This is a genomic window from Lonsdalea populi, from assembly GCF_015999465.1.
Classification (GTDB): Bacteria; Pseudomonadota; Gammaproteobacteria; order Enterobacterales; family Enterobacteriaceae; genus Lonsdalea; species Lonsdalea populi.
Map to the genome: position 1 here is coordinate 1928678 of NZ_CP065534.1, position 17727 is coordinate 1946404.

General features: G+C 52.0%; 18 protein-coding genes and 1 pseudogene. 13 read left to right on the forward strand and 6 right to left on the reverse strand.

Going from position 1 to position 17727, the window contains the following annotated elements:
• Positions 1-281: 281 nt before the first annotated feature.
• Positions 282-1643, forward strand: a complete 1362-nt coding sequence (locus I6N93_RS08395; RefSeq protein ID WP_085687473.1) for an L-serine ammonia-lyase — start codon at positions 282-284, stop codon at positions 1641-1643.
• Positions 1644-1708: 65 nt separating this feature from the next.
• Here I6N93_RS08395 and I6N93_RS08400 read toward each other — a convergent pair whose 3' ends face one another.
• Positions 1709-3268: a TerC family protein gene (locus tag I6N93_RS08400; protein WP_085687471.1), complete on the reverse strand. Its 1560-nt coding sequence runs from the start codon at positions 3266-3268 to the stop codon at positions 1709-1711.
• Positions 3269-3863: 595 nt separating this feature from the next.
• Between I6N93_RS08400 and manX the strand changes: the two genes are divergently transcribed.
• From manX to mntP, 5 genes are all read left to right on the forward strand, one after another.
• Positions 3864-4820, forward strand: coding sequence for a PTS mannose transporter subunit IIAB (gene manX, locus I6N93_RS08405; protein ID WP_085687469.1), 957 nt, complete (start codon positions 3864-3866; stop codon positions 4818-4820).
• 66 nt (positions 4821-4886) lie between these two features.
• On the forward strand, positions 4887-5687 hold the full coding sequence (locus I6N93_RS08410; RefSeq protein ID WP_085687467.1) for a PTS mannose/fructose/sorbose transporter subunit IIC: 801 nt from the start codon (positions 4887-4889) through the stop codon (positions 5685-5687).
• Positions 5688-5700: 13 nt separating this feature from the next.
• Positions 5701-6543 (forward strand): PTS mannose transporter subunit IID, encoded by an 843-nt coding sequence (locus I6N93_RS08415; RefSeq protein WP_085687465.1) that lies wholly within the window; start codon positions 5701-5703, stop codon positions 6541-6543.
• 54 nt (positions 6544-6597) lie between these two features.
• The gene (locus I6N93_RS08420; RefSeq protein WP_085687463.1) at positions 6598-7056 is read left to right on the forward strand and encodes a DUF986 family protein; all 459 of its coding nucleotides are present in this window, start codon (positions 6598-6600) and stop codon (positions 7054-7056) included.
• 387 nt (positions 7057-7443) lie between these two features.
• Positions 7444-8019, forward strand: coding sequence for a manganese efflux pump MntP (gene mntP, locus I6N93_RS08425; protein WP_085687461.1), 576 nt, complete (start codon positions 7444-7446; stop codon positions 8017-8019).
• Positions 8020-8070: 51 nt separating this feature from the next.
• Here mntP and rlmA read toward each other — a convergent pair whose 3' ends face one another.
• The 3 genes from rlmA to I6N93_RS08440 all read right to left on the reverse strand — a co-directional run bounded on the left by rlmA (position 8071) and on the right by I6N93_RS08440 (position 9343).
• The gene (gene rlmA, locus I6N93_RS08430; protein ID WP_232099970.1) at positions 8071-8910 is read right to left on the reverse strand and encodes a 23S rRNA (guanine(745)-N(1))-methyltransferase; all 840 of its coding nucleotides are present in this window, start codon (positions 8908-8910) and stop codon (positions 8071-8073) included.
• A gap of 66 nt (positions 8911-8976) precedes the next feature.
• On the reverse strand, positions 8977-9186 hold the full coding sequence (gene cspE / locus I6N93_RS08435) for a transcription antiterminator/RNA stability regulator CspE (protein ID WP_005968829.1): 210 nt from the start codon (positions 9184-9186) through the stop codon (positions 8977-8979).
• Between the two features lie 22 nt (positions 9187-9208).
• Complete coding sequence (locus I6N93_RS08440) at positions 9209-9343, reverse strand: DUF2627 domain-containing protein (protein ID WP_085687546.1); 135 nt, start codon at positions 9341-9343, stop codon at positions 9209-9211.
• 440 nt (positions 9344-9783) lie between these two features.
• On the opposite strand from I6N93_RS08440, the pseudogene I6N93_RS08445 reads away from it, so the two are divergent.
• Positions 9784-10112: pseudogene (locus tag I6N93_RS08445) on the forward strand (metal ABC transporter permease); the annotation flags it as partial.
• Between the two features lie 124 nt (positions 10113-10236).
• Entirely contained in the window at positions 10237-11109 is an 873-nt protein-coding gene (locus I6N93_RS08450) for a fructosamine kinase family protein (protein ID WP_085687458.1), read from the forward strand.
• A gap of 33 nt (positions 11110-11142) precedes the next feature.
• Here I6N93_RS08450 and I6N93_RS08455 read toward each other — a convergent pair whose 3' ends face one another.
• Positions 11143-11691 carry a YniB family protein gene (locus I6N93_RS08455; RefSeq protein ID WP_085687456.1) on the reverse strand — a complete coding sequence of 183 codons (549 nt, stop codon included), beginning with the start codon at positions 11689-11691 and terminating at the stop codon, positions 11143-11145.
• Between the two features lie 204 nt (positions 11692-11895).
• Here I6N93_RS08455 and hxpB point away from each other — a divergent pair, with 204 nt between their 5' ends.
• The 4 genes from hxpB (at position 11896) to I6N93_RS08475 (ending at position 16131) form a co-directional block, all read left to right on the forward strand.
• Positions 11896-12561 carry a hexitol phosphatase HxpB gene (gene hxpB, locus I6N93_RS08460; RefSeq protein ID WP_085687454.1) on the forward strand — a complete coding sequence of 222 codons (666 nt, stop codon included), beginning with the start codon at positions 11896-11898 and terminating at the stop codon, positions 12559-12561.
• A 241-nt stretch (positions 12562-12802) separates the two neighbouring features.
• Complete coding sequence (adhP, locus tag I6N93_RS08465; RefSeq protein WP_176222544.1) at positions 12803-13819, forward strand: alcohol dehydrogenase AdhP; 1017 nt, start codon at positions 12803-12805, stop codon at positions 13817-13819.
• 202 nt (positions 13820-14021) lie between these two features.
• Positions 14022-14624, forward strand: a complete 603-nt coding sequence (locus I6N93_RS08470) for a metal-dependent hydrolase (protein ID WP_085687450.1) — start codon at positions 14022-14024, stop codon at positions 14622-14624.
• A gap of 115 nt (positions 14625-14739) precedes the next feature.
• On the forward strand, positions 14740-16131 hold the full coding sequence (locus I6N93_RS08475; protein ID WP_085687449.1) for an L-cystine transporter: 1392 nt from the start codon (positions 14740-14742) through the stop codon (positions 16129-16131).
• Positions 16132-16208: 77 nt separating this feature from the next.
• On the opposite strand, the gene osmE is transcribed toward I6N93_RS08475, so the two are convergent.
• A complete protein-coding gene (gene osmE, locus I6N93_RS08480) occupies positions 16209-16538 on the reverse strand; it encodes an osmotically-inducible lipoprotein OsmE (protein WP_085687447.1) in 330 nt (109 codons plus the stop codon).
• Positions 16539-16759: 221 nt separating this feature from the next.
• Here osmE and nadE point away from each other — a divergent pair, with 221 nt between their 5' ends.
• Positions 16760-17584, forward strand: a complete 825-nt coding sequence (gene nadE / locus I6N93_RS08485; protein ID WP_085687445.1) for an ammonia-dependent NAD(+) synthetase — start codon at positions 16760-16762, stop codon at positions 17582-17584.
• Positions 17585-17727: the final 143 nt, after the last annotated feature.

Here is a 17727-nt window from a genome sequence, read left to right on the forward strand (position 1 = left end):
GGGCCAGTGCGGCCGCAGCTGCACTGCGCGTTTTTCCGCGAAGCGTATCGTCTTGGCCCTACTTTACGTAATGACTGCTTTTTATCTGGATAACTCGCACAGCCGCTGCACATCCCGCTGTCTTGCCCTGTCCGACATTAGATTTTTGTGCTCTTCATTGCGGAGTTAAATAAATTTATTTCATGCGAAAAGACGCCTTCAGACCATGTATTGCCACTACAATAGCGCCCATATTTAGCCGCCTGACAAAGGCGTTCGATAGACGTTTGAAGGAGTGGTACGTGATAAGCGTTTTCGACATGTACAAGATCGGCATCGGCCCTTCCAGTTCTCATACTATTGGACCGATGAAGGCCGGTAAGCAGTTCGTCGATGAATTAGAACAGGCCGGTCTTCTCGCCAACGTTGATAGCGTAAAGGTTGATGTTTATGGGTCGCTGGCGCTGACCGGCAAAGGCCACCACACGGATATCGCGATCATGCTGGGGCTCGCCGGCAATCAACCGGACACCGTAGATATCGATGCCATTCCTACGTTCATTCAGGATGTCGTCCTCCACCAGCGTTTGCCGCTGAACGGGCGGCATGAAGTGACGTTTTCCCAGGCCGACGGCCTGACGTTCCACTCGGACAACCTGCCGTTGCATGAAAATGGCATGACGCTAAGCGCATACGCGGGCGCTGCGTTGATTTACCGCCAGACTTATTACTCTATCGGCGGCGGATTTATCATCGACGAGGCTCACTTTAGCCAGCCCGTCATCACCCCCGTGGAAGTGCCCTATCCGTATCATTCGGCACAACAGCTGCTCGCATTGTGTAAAGCCAACGGTCTGTCCATCTCCGCGCTGATGTTACGTAATGAGCGCGCTATTCGCCCGCAGGCCGAGATCGATGACTATTTCGCGGCTGTTTGGCGCGCCATGAGCCAGTGCATCGACCGCGGTCTTAATACCGAAGGACTGTTACCCGGGCCGTTGCGCGTACCTCGCCGTGCCGCCGCGCTGCGACGCATGCTCATGTCGACCGATGCCCTGACCCGCGATCCCATGTCCGTCGTGGACTGGGTCAATATGTTTGCTCTGGCCGTCAATGAAGAAAATGCGGCAGGCGGTCGCGTCGTGACGGCGCCGACCAACGGGGCCTGCGGTATCGTTCCCGCCGTACTGGCCTATTACGATCGCTTCATCGAGCCCGTCGGTACGCAGGTGTTCCTGCCCTATTTCATGACGACGGGGGCTATCGGTATTCTGTACAAAATGAATGCCTCTATTTCGGGAGCAGAAGTCGGCTGTCAGGGCGAAGTGGGCGTAGCCTGTTCGATGGCCGCCGCCGGTCTGACCGAACTGCTGGGCGGCAGCCCTGAACAGGTCTGCGTCGCGGCGGAAATTGGAATGGAGCACAATCTGGGTCTGACCTGCGATCCCGTCGCCGGTCAGGTACAGGTGCCCTGTATTGAGCGCAATGCGATTGCGGCCGTTAAAGCGATCAATGCGTCGCGTATGGCGATGCGGCGTACGTCCGAGCCTCGCGTGTCATTAGATAAAGTGATCGAAACGATGTATGAAACGGGTAAGGATATGAATGCAAAATATCGGGAAACATCACGTGGCGGGTTGGCGATCAAAGTCCAATGTGATTAAACGGCGCTGAATATAAAAGGCTGTGCGCGAACGCGCACAGCCGATAGCACCGATAGCAAAGCGATTTACGCTTCTTCGTCCTGAGCCTGCTGGTCGACAATGCGCTCAATATGTACCAGTTCGATACGGTATTCGCTGGCCGCCATAATGGTAAATCTTAGGTGGCTGAACTCCAGCACTTCCCCGATATGCGGGAACTCATTGCTGTGCGCCAGCAGCAGTCCGGCGAGCGAGGTGTAATCCTCTTTCGGGTCCACCAGATCTTGCATGTCCAACGCCTGCTGCAGCGAATGTAAATCGGTGCTGCCCTTCACCAGCCAGCCGGTAGCATCGGCGACAATCTCTGGCGTTTCATCCTCGTCGGGGAATTCACCGGCAATCGCTTCCAGCACGTCCAGCGGCGTAACCAGACCCTGCACGACGCCAAATTCGTTGGTCACCATCACCAGGCTGCCTTTTGCACGTCGCAATACCGGCAGCAAATTGATGACATCCAACGTTTCCGGCACCACGATGGGCGATGTCACGGCGGCGAAGGTTTCCACATCCCGTCCCTCTTCCAGCGCTACCAGCAGATCCTTCGCGCGCACGACGCCCACCAGCTCATCCAGATCCCCACGGCAGACAGGAAAGAGGCTATGCGGCGTATCCAGCAGTTGAATGCGGATCTCTTCCGTGGAGCGTTCGCTATCGACCCAGGAAATTTCGGTCCGCGGCGTCATGACGCTGCGCAGTGAACGCGAGGCCAGCGTCAAAACGCCGCTGATCATATAGCGCTCTTCCTCGGCGAACGTCTCTTCGATGTGCTGCTGAGGTTCTTTTTCATCATCCTGTTCGCGGTTTTTTGCCCGTGCGCCCATTAGCCGCAAAATCGCTTCGGCAGTACGCTCACGCATAGGGCGATGCGACTGGTGCTTGGCGAAGTTGTGACGCGCAATTTGATTGAACAGTTCGATGATGATGGAGAAGCCAATCGCTGCGTAGAGGTATCCCTTGGGAATATGGAAACCAAAGCCTTCGGCCACCAGGCTAAGCCCGATCATTAGCAGGAAGCTCAGGCACAGCACGACTACCGTGGGGTGTTCGTTTACGAAGCGCGTCAGCGGTTTCGACGCCAGCAGCATCACCCCCATGGCGATGATCACCGCGGTCATCATGATACCCAGGTGGTTGACCATACCGACGGCGGTTATCACTGCATCGAGCGAGAACACCGCATCCAGAATCACGATCTGAATCACGACAGCCCAGAAATTTGCGTGTTCACGGCTGGCATTGGGATCGTGCGGACGGTTTTCCAGCCGCTCGTGCAGCTCCATCGTCGCCTTGAAGAGAAGGAATATCCCCCCGGCAAGCAGGATCAGGTCTCGGCCGGCGAAGCTAAACTCGCCGACGTGGAACAGCGGACGCGTCAGCGTCACCATCCAGGAAATCAACGAAAGCAGCCCCAGACGCATCAACAATGCGAGCGACAGGCCGATGATTCGAGCCTTGTCACGCTGTTTTGGCGGGAGTTTATCCGCCAAAATAGCAATAAATACCAGGTTATCGATGCCCAGAACAATTTCGAGTACCACCAACGTCAGTAAGCCTGCCCAGATTGAAGGATCTAGCAAAAATTCCATGTCAGACTCCGAAAAAATGAACCAGCTAATGACATTAATGCCACAGCGTTTTTGAATAAGGTTGAGATGTGTGCACGATCGGCTTGAGGCTGATGTGGGCCAGAATGGCCAGTTAAGAAGTACCTATCACCTGCCGCAGCCGGTGTAATAGAAATGAATCTTCGATGACGGTCCATAGGAAAGGCGTTCGCCTGTAACTCCTCTTTCATTGTAAGAAAGTTAACTTTAGCAGGTTGTTTCTGGTTTTAACAAAGTTTTCTATAGACGTACCTTCTTCGTCAATATTGATAACAAGGCCACACTTTTAAGTATTCGAATAACAGATCGCATTCTGCCCCCAAGAATTGGGGAGCAGCGTCACACTTTTTATTTTTTCGCAACATAAAATAATTCACGGCTGGGCAAGACACTTCCGAACAGTTTGAATCGATTCACAGTACGTTCCAGGCCGGATCCGCTTTCCTAGTGAAGCAGACTAAGAAAAGCATTTTTGAACTATTGTCAACAAGACGGGAAACCATTCATTGAGATGCGTTTCCCTGCACTCTCTGTACACAGCACACCTGATAAAGGGTGTTAAACGAGGAGGTAGCAAGTGAGTATCGCAATTGTCTTATGCACTCACGGTGCCACTGCCGGGCCCCTGCTCAATACGGCTGAAATGATCCTGGGAAAGCAGGACAATGTCGGCTGGATTGATTTTGTTCCCGGTGAAAACGCAGAAACGCTGTTGGAAAAATACGAGACCAAACTCAGCGAGCTGGATACGGCTCAGGGCGTTATTTTCCTGGTCGATACCTGGGGAGGAAGCCCTTTCAACGCAGCCAGCCGTCTGGTGACGGATAAAAACAACCATGACGTGGTCACCGGCGCCAACATCCCCATGCTGGTCGAAACCTTTATGGCACGTGACGATGACCCGGACTTTGCCAATTTGGTGGCTATCGCACTCGAAGCGGGCCGCGCGGGCGTCAAGGCGCTTAAAACGGTGGATGCTGCCCCAGCTAAACCCGCAGCGAAACCATCCGCCGCGCCCGTAGCCGCCCCTGGCCCCGGCGGCCACATGAAAATCGGTCTGGCGCGCATCGACGACCGGTTGATTCATGGTCAGGTAGCTACCCGCTGGACTAAAGAGACCAACGTCAACCGCATTATCGTCGTCAGCAATGAAGTTGCTGCGGACAATGTGCGCAAAACGTTGTTGACGCAGGTGGCGCCTCCCGGAGTAAGCGCACATGTGGTGGATGTCGCAAAAGCGATTCGTGTCTACAACAACCCCAAATACGCGGGCGACCGCGTCATGCTGCTGTTTACCAATCCGACCGATGTCGAAACGCTGGTGGAAGCCGGTGTGGATTTGCCGTCGGTCAATATTGGCGGCATGGCCTACCGACAAGGAAAAATACAGGTCAATAACGCCGTATCCATAGATGAAAAAGATATTGAGGCATTCCGCAAGCTGGCTGAGCGCGGTATTGAATTGGAGGTCCGTAAAGTTTCCAGCGATAGCAAGATCAATATGATGGATTTAATCAATAAGGCGGCTCGCTAATATACCCGAAATAGTGATGCGTAACGATTTAAAGACTCAGAACGCTATTCATACAGGAGAAGTACAATGGAGATCACCACGCTTCAGATTGTGCTGATATTTATCGTAGCTTGTATCTCAGGGATGGGTTCCATTCTTGATGAGTTCCAGTTTCACCGTCCTTTGGTCGCCTGTACCTTAATTGGTTTTGTTCTCGGCGATATTAAGACCGGTATTATTATCGGCGGGACATTGGAAATGATTGCCTTGGGCTGGATGAATATCGGGGCCGCCGTGGCGCCCGATGCCGCCCTGGCTTCCATCATTTCCACCATTCTGGTTATTGCTGGCGGACAGAGCGTCGGCGCCGGAATCGCGCTGGCTATCCCACTGGCGGCGGCCGGTCAGGTGCTGACGATTATCGTGCGTACCATTACCGTGGCTTTCCAGCATGCGGCGGACAGCGCGGCCGAGCGCGGCAACCTGTCGGCCATCAGTTGGCTCCACATCTCCGCTCTGCTGTTGCAGGCCATGCGTATCGCTGTCCCGTCCGTACTCGTCGCGATTTCCGTCGGGACCGAAGTGGTGCATACCCTGCTTTCCTCTATACCGGACGTCGTGACCAACGGCCTGAATATCGCGGGCGGCATGATTGTCGTGGTTGGTTACGCGATGGTAATCAACATGATGCGCGCCGGCTATCTGATGCCTTTCTTCTATCTCGGTTTCGTCACTGCGGCCTTCACCAACTTCAACCTGGTGGCGCTGGGGGTGATTGGCATCGTGATGGCCGTGCTGTATATCCAGCTCAGCCCGAAATACAACAAGATTCAAGGCGCGGCGGCTCCCACCCAAGGCAATAACGATCTCGATAACGAACTGGATTAACAGGAGTGAAATTATGACTGATTCAACCCAAGTAAAAAAACTCACTGCCAGCGACATACGGGGCGTGTTTATTCGCTCTAACCTGTTTCAGGGATCGTGGAACTTCGAACGTATGCAGGCGCTCGGCTTTTGTTTCTCGATGGTGCCCGTCATCCGCCGCTTGTACCCAGAAAATACGGATGAACGCAAGCAGGCCATCAAGCGTCACCTGGAGTTTTTTAATACCCATCCTTTCGCCGCCGCCCCAATTCTGGGTGTGACGATGGCGATGGAAGAACAGCGGGCAAACGGCGCCCCCATCGACGATGGCGCCATCAACGGCCTTAAAGTCGGACTGATGGGACCGCTGGCCGGCGTCGGCGATCCTATTTTTTGGGGAACCGCCCGCCCGGTATTCGCCGCACTTGGCGCCGGGATTGCCATGACGGGGAGCCTGCTCGGCCCGATCCTGTTCTTCGTGCTCTTTAATCTGGTACGTCTGCTGGTGCGCTACTATGGCGTCGCCTACGGTTACAAAAAAGGCGCGGACATCGTTAGCGATATGGGTGGCGGCTTCCTGCAAAAAATGACGGAGGGTGCGTCGATTCTCGGTCTGTTCGTCATGGGGGCGTTGGTGAACAAATGGACGCACGTTAACATCCCTTTGGTCGTGTCACGCGTGACCGGTCAGGATGGGAAGATCACGGTCACGACCGTGCAATCCATTCTGGATCAGTTGATGCCGGGCTTGGTGCCGCTGCTGCTGACTTTCGGCTGTATGTGGCTGCTTCGCCGCAAGGTGAATGCGCTTTGGCTGATCATGGGGTTCTTCGCGATCGGCATCTTCGGTTACTGGATTGGTCTTCTGGGTCTGTGACGCTGTCCAGCCGGGGATGGTTGCCGCTGTCCCCGGCCTATTTATGGAGTCCTCATGAGTTTCACCGATATCGTCATCATCCTCTGTATCGCCCTCACCCTCATTTATGCCATATATGATGAATTTATAATGGACCGCTGCAAAGGCCCTACGCGCCTGCGAATTTTATTACGCCGCCGTAGCCATTTAGATGCGTTGATTTATATCGGGTTAATTGGAATTTTAATATATAAAAACGTCACGAGTTACGGGAGCACATTAACAACTGTATTACTGTTCTCGCTGATATTAATGGTTATTTATCTTTCCTTCATTAGATATCCCAAACTGTTATTTAAACCGCAAGGTTTCTTTCATGAGAATATCTTTATTTTTTATAGGAGAATAAAAAACATCATGTTATCTGAAGACGGTACTCTGTTTATTTCTCTAGAGAAAAAATCGTTGAAAATCAGCGTCAGAGAATTAGATGACCTGGAAAAAATATACCATTTTTTGATTGAAAATCAATGAATTGAAAACGTTTAGACCAATGAGGAATGACTGAAAAATAATCAGCACCATGTTTTCCGGTTATAATCCCTGCGGTTTATGCTGTCATTTATCTAAATTGTTTCACAGATGTCAAAGGTGAAAATAATTATCAGTTGCATTTATTTTCCTCAATATGTTTAGTGTTGTTTATCCCGGAAATAATATGTTAAGGTTGCGCGGTCATTTGGGGAGTAGCCAATTCCTGACTCTTTTTTATCAGGATTGTTCGTGTCAACATGCTCGTTTTTCTAAAAAACGTGGTGCGAACGGCCAGACAGGCAGGCGAGACCATATGCACGCGATCTATTATCTGGTTGGGGGATAGATAGCGTGATATGGAGAAACGCCCCGCCGAGGCTATTTACAATGAATCTATCCGCAACGTTAGTTCTTGCCTTTGGCATGTCTATGGATGCTTTCGCCGCTTCAATCGGTAAAGGCGCCGCCTTACACAAGCCTCGCTTCAGCGAAGCCATCCGCACCGGACTCATTTTCGGTCTCATAGAAGCCATTACGCCTTTGATCGGTTGGGGCCTCGGCTTTTACGCCAGTCGCTTCATCATCGAATGGGATCACTGGGTCGCTTTCAGCCTGCTGTTTATCCTCGGCGCACGCATGATTGTCGAAGGATTCAAGGGTGAAGGCACGTCGTCTCAATCTGTAAAAATCCGCAAGCACGGTCTCTTCACGTTAGTCTGCACCGCTATCGCCACCAGTCTCGACGCCATGGCGATAGGCGTGGGACTCGCTTTCTTGCAGGTCAATATCGTTCACACTGCAATGGTGATTGGATGCGCGACCATGATTATGGTGACCTTCGGAATGATGATTGGCCGATACGTCGGACCATTGCTCGGCAAAAAGGCCGAAATTGTGGGAGGCGTGGTGTTGATTGGTATCGGCTGTAATATTCTCTACAGCCATCTGTTCAGTCTGGCCTGATTAACGAGGCAGGTGGCGTGGTTCTTACGCTCGCCTGCCTATCCATTGCCGCTACGATTTGCGGTGCGTTCGAATCAGAAAATCAGTTTCACATTCAAACAATGATTCTGTAGTTAATGACGTCATCACTTCCGACGTCGCCTTCCACGCAAAAGGCGTCATTTGCAGCAGTGCCGCCGCTTCCTCTCCTGTCAGCGACAGGGTATAGCGAAGCGTCGTGGTGTCTTCCAGCTCAAATCCCTCCAGCATTTCTTCCTTCGTCAGATGCAGTTTTACATCTCGATAAATGCGCTCTTTCAACTGATATAAATGCCGTGGTCCGGGAGAGACCGTCATCACCAATCCACCCGACTTCACGACGCGCCCCAGCTCTTTATCGTTACACGGGGCGTAAATCTTCAACGCTGCATCTAATGAGTCCGCGTTGAACGGCAGACGCTGACTGGATGCAACACAAAAATTCACCTGACGATAGCGGCGAGCAGCGCGTTGGATCGCGACTTTTGAGACATCCAAGCCAAAAACCTGTACGCCGATATCGGCCAAACACGATGACAATGCATCGGTGTAATACCCTTCGCCACAGCCAATATCCAGTACCGATTCAACTTGCCCCGACAGTCGTCTCATCAGCGCCTCACAAAGATGATGGCGTAGAGGCGAATAATGGCCCGCATCCAGGAAGGCGCGGCGGGCCTTCATCATCTCCGCGTTGTCTCCGGGCTGTTTTGAGCGCTTGAACTGCACCGGTAGGAGGTTGACATACCCTTCTTTCGCGCGATCAAAATGGTGTTGTCCACAAGTCCAGCGGGAGGGTTCTGGTTGAAGGGGCTGATGGCACAGGGGGCATTGATACGGCGCAGACGACATTTTGTTACCTTTTTGTTGCATACTTCGGCTGACGACAAAAACAAAAAACCCGCATCGAGGCGGGTTTTATTACGCAGAATGTGTAAATTACAGTGCAGTCACGTTTACTGCTGAAGGACCTTTCTGACCATCCTGAATTTCAAACTCAACGTTCTGGCCTTCAGCCAGAGTTTTGAAGCCATTACCCTGAATTGCAGAGAAATGTACGAATACATCTTTGCTGCCGTCAGCCGGAGTAATGAAGCCAAAACCTTTAGACTCGTTGAACCACTTAACCTGACCTTTAATCTTTGCCATTTCAATATTTCCTTTAAACGTTCTAGACCGCCCGAAAGCGTTGTACAGATAAACTTGAGTCGTTGCTGCTTGAGGCACCAAAGTAAGGATCGACAGAGAAGTGGTATTCAACGTGAACGTTAGTACTCAAGACTTCTTTACGGAAAATGCCATTCATATACAGAACTGAACCTCGTTTCATCCAAATGCGTTATCACATACTCTGTGATCCTTGGCAAGCCATTTTTTACCAATGCCCGGCACAACGCACAGATTCGTCTATTTTCTGCTTCATTCGCATATCTATTTCTAATACCTAGCATTATTAGCGCACAGTTTGATGACGAAAATGAATATGCGAGATAACCTCACCTTGGATAATATTATTATGGCACCCTAACGGCAGGTCGCCACCATCCTGATTAATTAAATTTTAATTATTGGTAAATGGCATGAAATGTGATTGAACATTAAAATATCAGCGACTAGAAGCACTAAAAAATGCCTGGTCTTAAATACAACTTCCTCTCCTTCTTCTTCCATTACACGGTCATTTCACCTTTGACAGAATCGATTCACATTAAAGCCGGCACCTTCGTATTTCGATAACGATACACAAGAAATCAGCATCAGTTGTACTGCTTTGATCCTAACCACGCCCGCACGATAGGACTGCCGCTAATCTGACTGCTCTATGGAATGCTATGCCTGTTGTCACTGACTATCTTCACCACCACGGTGTCCGTTTATCGTGCGTGTCCGAAACGCTGTTCAGCTTTTATATCGATGGCTCAACCGGTCCTTGCATCGTCATTATTCAGGCATGTTTATTTGCTGCCGCACTGAGTTATCACCAACTGAAGTCTCACCGCCCACGCATCAGCATTAAACCGCACAAATTCAGACCGTCGACCGTGACAAGCGATCAAGGTTGGCGGTATGGTTAAGCCAGTGCCGTTTCTTTAATCACCCGCGCTTTTATACCCAAACCGTAGCGACGGTGACGAATTTCAGGGGACATAAACCGCTAGCGTAACGATATATCGCATCATTCCAACAGGAGGTTTCTCTATGTGGCACTCGATCGGTCAATTATTGGCAGAACACCTGGGGCCGGGAGAATTAAAGGATCGCAGGGAACTGCCGGGCGGGGAGATTCATTCCGCATGGTATCTCCGTTATGGCAAGCACGATGTCTTTATTAAGAGTGACTCTCGGGATATGTTGCCGAAATTTCGGGCGGAAGCAGAGCAGCTTGAGCTACTCGCCCGCAGCGAAACAGTACACATTCCACAGGTGTATGGCGTTGGCAACCATCGGGATGTCAGCTTCCTTTTAATGCAATATATCGAATTTAAACCCATGGATGCGCACGGAGCATGGCGTCTCGGCGAACAGTTGGCGCGCCTGCACCAATGGAGCGAGCAACTCCAGTTCGGTTTTGACTTCGATAATGACCTTTCCACCACCCCGCAACCCAATGCCTGGCAACGCCGCTGGTCAAGTTTTTTCGCCGAACAGCGTATCGGCTGGCAACTACAGCTGGCCGCAGAAAAAGGGATGTCTTTCGGAGATATTGATAGGTTAATCGCCGCCGCAGAACAGAGACTGTCCGGCCACCAACCGCAGCCTTCGCTGCTGCATGGCGATTTGTGGTCCAACAATTGGGGGAACAGCGCCGGCGGCGTCTATTTGTTCGACCCGGCCTGCTATTGGGGCGATCGGGAATGCGATCTGGCGATGCTCCCGCTCCACCCGGAACTGCCCCCGCAAGTCTATGATGGTTACCAGAACGTCTGGCCCTTGGAAAAAGGGTTTGTAGAGCGGCAGCCGGTTTACCAGATCTACACTCTGCTCAATCGGGCTAATCTTTTCGGCGGGGAGTTCATCGCCGCGGCTCAACGGGTGATCGATGCCCAGTTGCACTCCGTTGACTCCCATTGACGGAGTGGGGCTCGCCCACTCCCATTTGCGTCATCAGGCAATCAGGCCGATGACTTTTAACACGACATAGCCAATCGCAGCGACGATAATCGGCAAAATATATAGCGGGAAAAACTGCAGCAGAACGGTGTTACGAGGAAGTTTGACCCGATGTTCCAACTCTTTACGGGTTTTGCCGTCATTACCTTTGGCATTTTCCAGGATCATCTGATCTTCCAGGCCTTCACGAATATGCTTCACCTGCCGCGAAATACGTGCGCCGGACACCTGCAACGCCAGCCCGACAAAGATCAGGATATAAATCAGCCAGAACATCATGTTCGGAGAGGAGAATACCCGGTTAAAGTCCGGCACCGGCGAGTTATACCAGAAGAGATTGAAAAACGGCGTGTTGAAGCGAAGCACTTCCACGACCAGATGCAAAAAGTCCTGAATCACCCCATTAATCCCCTGCTTTCTCTCGGTGAAATCATAAATGACATTCGCCAGCGAAATGATCGTTGAAAGCACGGCCGGAATAAAGATGATCCATCCCGCGATACGTTTAACCACGGCGATGAGCCCTGCCTGTTGATACGTCATAGGTTCCCCTTGATGAGTGACGCAGCCTAAATATCTCAACGAGATAACACAGAGTGTAGACACAAAAAACTCGTTAGCAGGGTACTTGAGGTTTCTTATGAGTCAACGTTTTCTTGCGGGATGGCCTTTTGAAGCAATGATTTAGCGTATAACTGGTTTATAATTGCAGCTCTTTTGATTACCCCGCCACAGGAACCCAACCCTATGCCTGCTATTTACCCCATTGACGCGGCCATTTTTGACATGGACGGATTGCTGATTGACTCCGAACCGTTCTGGGAGCGTTCTATACATGAAGTCATCAGCAGATTGGGCGTGGACATGTCATCGACCGACGGCATGCCGGACCTGCTGGGTCTGCGCATCGATATGGTCGTTGCGCTCTGGTATCAGCACTCTCCCTGGAAAGGCCCCAGCAAAGAAGAAGTAACCACCCGCATCATCAATCGCACCATTCAGTGCGTGGAAGAAACACGCCCTTTATTGCCGGGCGTGGAGCAGGCTTTGCGGCTGTGCCGCGGTCAAAACCTGAAGATCGGTCTGGCCTCCGCCTCTCCGCTGTTTATGCTGGAACAGGTACTGGAGATGTTTAACCTGCGCGGTTACTTTGACACGCTAATGTCCGCCGACTTACTCCCCTACAGCAAACCTCATCCCGAAGTGTATCTGCGCGCCGCAGAAGCGCTAGATGTTAATCCACTCTCCTGCGTCACCCTGGAAGATTCGGTCAACGGCATGATCGCGACCAAGGCCGCCCGCATGCGCTCGATCGTCGTTCCGGCGGCAGAGATGCGCAACGACGCGCGTTGGGCATTAGCTGACGTCAAACTGGAGTCGTTGCAACAGCTCACCGCCGCCCATATTTCCTGAACAACCTTGCGGTGCTCAGTCAGTCGGGAGCACCCGCTCATTCCGTTTCTCTCCAGCATTCCTGCACCCGGCGTTTCCTTACAAAAGCAGTAATGTGATCTTCATCGTCAAAACGGTTTTAACATATATATCAAACTGTTAATGAGAATGAATTTGCTTCTTCTTTCACATTTTTTATCTCACCGATATGCTACGCTTACTGTCGATATACCACCAATACAACGGAGATGGTTTCATGATGATGAAAGCAGCAGTCGCAAAAGCCTTTGGACAGCCTCTGGTTATCGAGCAAGTGCCAGTGCCGGAAGTGGGTCCGGGTCAGATATTGGTTAAAATTGCCGCAACCGGCGTATGCCACACCGATCTCCACGCCGTTGAAGGCGACTGGCCGGTTAAACCCAATCCCCCTTTTATTCCAGGTCACGAAGGTGTCGGGCACGTGGTTAAAATCGGCGCGGGCGTCACTCACCTGAAAGAAGGCGATCGTGTGGGCGTTCCCTGGCTGTATTCCGCCTGTGGACACTGTGATTACTGTCTGGACGGTTGGGAAACGCTGTGTGAAAAACAGCAGAACTCCGGATATTCCGTTAACGGCAGCTTCGCCGAATATTGCCTGGCCGATGCCGACTACGTCGGTATCCTGCCGGACGACGTCGAGTTCAACGAAATCGCCCCGATTCTCTGTGCAGGCGTAACGGTCTATAAAGGTCTTAAAATGACCGACACCAAACCGGGCGACTGGGTGGTCATTTCCGGTATCGGCGGTCTGGGCCATCTGGCGGTTCAGTACGCTAAAGCGATGGGCCTGAACGTTGCCGCCGTCGATATCGACGACAGCAAGCTGGAGTTCGCCAAACGTCTTGGCGCTACCGTCACCGTCAACGCCAAAAACACCGACCCGGTTGCGTATCTGAAAAAAGAAATCGGCGGCGCGCACGGCGTGCTGGTCACCGCGGTCTCACCGAAGGCGTTCGAACAGGCAATCGGTATGGCCCGCCGCGGCGGCACCATTGCTCTCAACGGTCTACCTCCGGGCAAGTTCGACCTGTCGATCTTCGACATGGTGCTGGACGGCATTACCGTTCGTGGTTCCATCGTGGGCACGCGTAAAGACCTGCAGGAGTCACTGGACTTCGCCAGCAAAGGCAAAGTGAAAGCGAATATCGCCGTTGAACCGTTAGAAAACATCAACGACATTTTCGCACGTATGCATGCCGGTAAGATTGAAGGCCGTATTGTCATCGACCTGGCGCTATAACGTCTCTTCCCCGTGGATTTCACCACGGGGATAGCATTTCCCTGTCATTCCGACGTCCTTTTTTGTTCCGTAGGCCTCAGTACCTCTGCTCAAACTCGCCTGCTAACAATCCCTATTGTCACAAAGAGTTACGCCGTCACGTCTTTCGCTTCTCGTCACATTCTTTTATACTGTATAAAATAACAGTCTCCTGAGATATCGCATGACCGCCGAAGGCCACCTTCTATTCGCTGTTGCCTGCGCCATTTTCGCTAGAAAAGCAGAGCTTTCTCCCGCGCTTGCGGCCGGAGATTGGTGGCACATCATTCCTGCGGCTATGTTGACGTCACTGCTGCCGGATATCGACCACCCCAAGTCGGTACTGGGCCAACGCTTGAAGTGGATATCGATTCCAGTGGCGCGCCTGTGTGGACATCGCGGCTTCACCCATAGCCTGTTGGCGATTATCGCCGGGCTATACATTATCCACACTCAGCTCCCCGCGAGTTGGCCCATTCCGGGCGACGTCTACCATGCTATGATCGTGGGCTATCTCAGCCATATCATGGCGGATATGCTGACGTCCGCAGGCGTACCGCTTCTGTGGCCGTGCCGCTGGCGATTTCGCTTTCCTATACTCCAAAGCGAAAAAGGCAATCAGCTCGAACGAATGCTGTGTTCGGGCCTTATTGTATTGTCGTTATGGCAGCCCCAGCGGTCGCTGGAAAGCTGGCTCCCCCCGCAGCCGACAAACTGGCTTCAGGGTTTCAGTTTAAAACTTCACCAGTTGCTCACACCGCAACGCAGCACCTTGCTTCGTTTCTAAGTGCAACCTTCCCAGTTTGCCGGTAACACCTACCGATAAGACCTGCTATTCTAGCGCGCCTGTATCCCCACGCCGGGGAGCAAGATAAAAGATAACCAACGAGGGAGAAGTAGAGATGAATTTTCCGCTCATACTGAATATTATCATTTTCGCCCTGCTGCTGATTACGCTGAGTTACTGCGGCAACGCACGCTGGAGTCTGGCAAAGAAAGTGCTGCTAGGTCTGGTGCTCGGCGTGTTATTAGGTCTGGGGCTGCACCTTATCTACGGTAGTAACGCACCGGTCATTACTCAGTCGATAGCCTGGTTCAATATCGTCGGCATTGGCTATGTTCAATTGTTGCAGATGATCGTTATGCCGCTGGTTTTTGTGTCTATTCTCAGTTCGGTCGCCAAATTGCACAACGCTTCGTCGCTCGGGAAAATCAGCCTTCTAACTATCGGTACGCTGCTTTTTACCACGTTGATCGCCGCGCTGGTCGGAGTTTTCGTCACCAACCTGTTCGGACTGAACGCTTCGGGACTCGTGCAAGGGGCACAGGAAACGGCCCGGTTGTCAGCAATTGAAAGCAACTATGCGGGTAAAGTCGCCGATCTTTCCGTGCCGAAGTTAATCCTGTCTCTTCTCCCCAAAAATCCCTTCGCCGATCTAACCGGCGGCAGTCCGACAGCCATTATCAGCGTGGTCATCTTCGCCGCGTTTCTGGGTGTCGCCGCGCTCCAATTGCTGAAAGAAGACGCCGAAAAAGGCCAGCGGGTTTTAACCGCTATCGATACGCTTCAGTCGTGGGTGATGAAGCTTGTGCGACTGGTTATGCGCCTGACGCCATACGGCGTGCTTGCGTTAATGACCAAGATGGTGGCCAGCTCAAACCTGCAGGACATCATCAAGCTTGGCAGCTTCGTGGTTGCCTCTTATCTGGGGCTGGCCATGATGTTCGTCGTTCACGCCCTGCTGCTCTCGCTGACCGGCATCAACCCGGCTCGCTTCTTCCGTAAAGTTGGCCCGGTACTGTCTTTTGCCTTTACCAGCCGCTCCAGCGCGGCCACGATTCCACTGAGTATTGAAGCGCAAACCCGACGTCTGGGTATACCGGAGTCTATCGCCAGCTTCGCCGCCTCTTTCGGCACCACCATCGGTCAAAACGGTTGTGCGGGGTTGTATCCGGCCATGCTGGCGGTGATGATCGCGCCAACGGTTGGCATGAACCCGCTGGACCCGGTTTGGATTGCCACGCTGGTGGGCATCGTCACCATCAGTTCCGCCGGCGTCGCTGGCGTGGGCGGTGGCGCGACCTTCGCGGCACTGATCGTCCTGCCTGCGATGGGGCTTCCGGTCACGCTAGTGGCTCTGCTTATTTCAATCGAACCCCTGATTGATATGGGGCGTACTGCGTTGAACGTCAGCGGCTCGATGACGGCGGGGACGGTGACCAGTCAGTTACTGAAACAAACCGACAAGCAGGTGTTTGATTCGCGGGAAGACGTGGAATTGAAGCAGCAGTAAGTCTGCTGGAAAGCGTTTAAAAACCAAAAAGCCGAACAATACGTTCGGCTTTTTTTGTCACGCTGACCCGTCCTGCATTAGCGCTGAGGGTGGGTATCGTATTCCTGACAGCTCTGGAAGCCCTTGTTCAGGACATGGCCGGTTTCATCGAAGCTGACGAAGTAGTACTGTATTTTCTTATCTTTTGTGCCCAGGATGTAAGTGTTACAGGTACCCCGCGCATTGATCATTGTGGCCTCTGTGGAGGCTGGACCTGCTATTTGATTGACCTGCTGTTTGGTCATCCCTTTTTTGACGTCTTTTACCACCGGCTTGGTAAAGTAATTCTCCGCACGATCATATGCCGTACAACCCGAAAGGAGCACCAGCCCTGCAGCAATACACATTAATAATCGATTCTTGTTCATTGCATTACCTCTTTTGGTATTAGTTAGCTTAAGGCTAGATGGCAAGAGGCGCTTTTTCAACCCGGTCTCAATGCTTTAGTGAACTGATTGTGAGTAAGAAAATAGGCTACCGAGAGCAATCCTATCCCGCCCACTGGTTCTTTTACTCCGTGGGAAGTCACGTTAAACTGGAACAATCGTTCTAATTATGCTGCCGTATCAATAGGTTCAGGAGAGACGAAATGTCATTACAGCAGAGTATCATTCAGGCACTCGGCGTCAAAAGCACGATCGATCCCGCACAGGAGGTCCGTGTTAGCGTTGATTTTTTAAAGAATTATCTTAAGGAGCATCCTTTCGTCAAAAGCCTGGTGCTTGGCATCAGCGGCGGCCAGGATTCCACGCTGACGGGTAAAATCTGCCAAACCTCCATCAATGAACTGCGTGCTGAAACCGGCAACTCAGCGTATCAGTTTATCGCTGTCCGCCTGCCCTATGGCGTGCAGGCCGACGAGCAGGACTGTCAGGATGCCATTCAATTTATCCAGCCGGACCGCGTGTTAACCGTCAACATCAAACCCGCCGTCGATGCCAGCGAAGCCACGCTCCGTGAGCTCGGCATTGAGCTGTCTGATTTTGTGAAGGGTAACGAGAAAGCGCGTGAGCGTATGAAAGCGCAATACAGCATCGCAGGAATGAATGCCGGGATCGTCGTGGGTACGGACCATGCTGCAGAAGCAGTTACAGGTTTTTTTACGAAATACGGCGATGGCGGTACGGATATCAACCCTATTTTTCGCTTGAACAAGCGTCAGGGTAAAGCACTACTGAAATTTCTTGGCTGCCCTTCCCATCTCTATACCAAAGCGCCTACCGCGGATCTGGAAGAAAATCGTCCTGCATTACCGGACGAGGTTGCGTTGGGCGTCACCTACGAGAGTATCGACTATTATCTGGAAGGTAAAATTATCGATCAGCGCGATGCGGCGATTATTGAGGAGTGGTACCGCAAAACGGAGCATAAACGCCGTCCACCGATCACGGTTTTCGACGATTTCTGGAAATGATCGGAGTTTTACCTGCAGTCTAATCAGCGTTATCTCTTAAACATTCACGGCAGCCTGACTGCCGTTTTCTTTTCTGTGCGTACCGTAGGCTTCAAGTCATACAATTCCGACTACACTGTGAGTTAAAGCACTAACGTGAGATA

Excerpts from the sequence above, each read along its gene's own strand:
- I6N93_RS08400 (WP_085687471.1), bottom strand. The coding sequence starts at position 3,268 with ATGGAATTTTTGCTAGATCCTTCAATCTGGGCAGGCTTACTGACGTTG.
- I6N93_RS08410 (WP_085687467.1), top strand. The coding sequence starts at position 4,887 with ATGGAGATCACCACGCTTCAGATTGTGCTGATATTTATCGTAGCTTGT.
- I6N93_RS08415 (WP_085687465.1), top strand. The coding sequence starts at position 5,701 with ATGACTGATTCAACCCAAGTAAAAAAACTCACTGCCAGCGACATACGG.
- I6N93_RS08420 (WP_085687463.1), top strand. The coding sequence starts at position 6,598 with ATGAGTTTCACCGATATCGTCATCATCCTCTGTATCGCCCTCACCCTC.
- mntP (WP_085687461.1), top strand. The coding sequence starts at position 7,444 with ATGAATCTATCCGCAACGTTAGTTCTTGCCTTTGGCATGTCTATGGAT.
- rlmA (WP_232099970.1), bottom strand. The coding sequence starts at position 8,910 with ATGCAACAAAAAGGTAACAAAATGTCGTCTGCGCCGTATCAATGCCCC.
- cspE (WP_005968829.1), bottom strand. The coding sequence starts at position 9,186 with ATGGCAAAGATTAAAGGTCAGGTTAAGTGGTTCAACGAGTCTAAAGGT.
- I6N93_RS08440 (WP_085687546.1), bottom strand. The coding sequence starts at position 9,343 with ATGAATGGCATTTTCCGTAAAGAAGTCTTGAGTACTAACGTTCACGTT.
- I6N93_RS08450 (WP_085687458.1), top strand. The coding sequence starts at position 10,237 with ATGTGGCACTCGATCGGTCAATTATTGGCAGAACACCTGGGGCCGGGA.
- I6N93_RS08455 (WP_085687456.1), bottom strand. The coding sequence starts at position 11,691 with ATGACGTATCAACAGGCAGGGCTCATCGCCGTGGTTAAACGTATCGCG.
- hxpB (WP_085687454.1), top strand. The coding sequence starts at position 11,896 with ATGCCTGCTATTTACCCCATTGACGCGGCCATTTTTGACATGGACGGA.
- adhP (WP_176222544.1), top strand. The coding sequence starts at position 12,803 with ATGAAAGCAGCAGTCGCAAAAGCCTTTGGACAGCCTCTGGTTATCGAG.
- I6N93_RS08470 (WP_085687450.1), top strand. The coding sequence starts at position 14,022 with ATGACCGCCGAAGGCCACCTTCTATTCGCTGTTGCCTGCGCCATTTTC.
- I6N93_RS08475 (WP_085687449.1), top strand. The coding sequence starts at position 14,740 with ATGAATTTTCCGCTCATACTGAATATTATCATTTTCGCCCTGCTGCTG.
- osmE (WP_085687447.1), bottom strand. The coding sequence starts at position 16,538 with ATGAACAAGAATCGATTATTAATGTGTATTGCTGCAGGGCTGGTGCTC.
- nadE (WP_085687445.1), top strand. The coding sequence starts at position 16,760 with ATGTCATTACAGCAGAGTATCATTCAGGCACTCGGCGTCAAAAGCACG.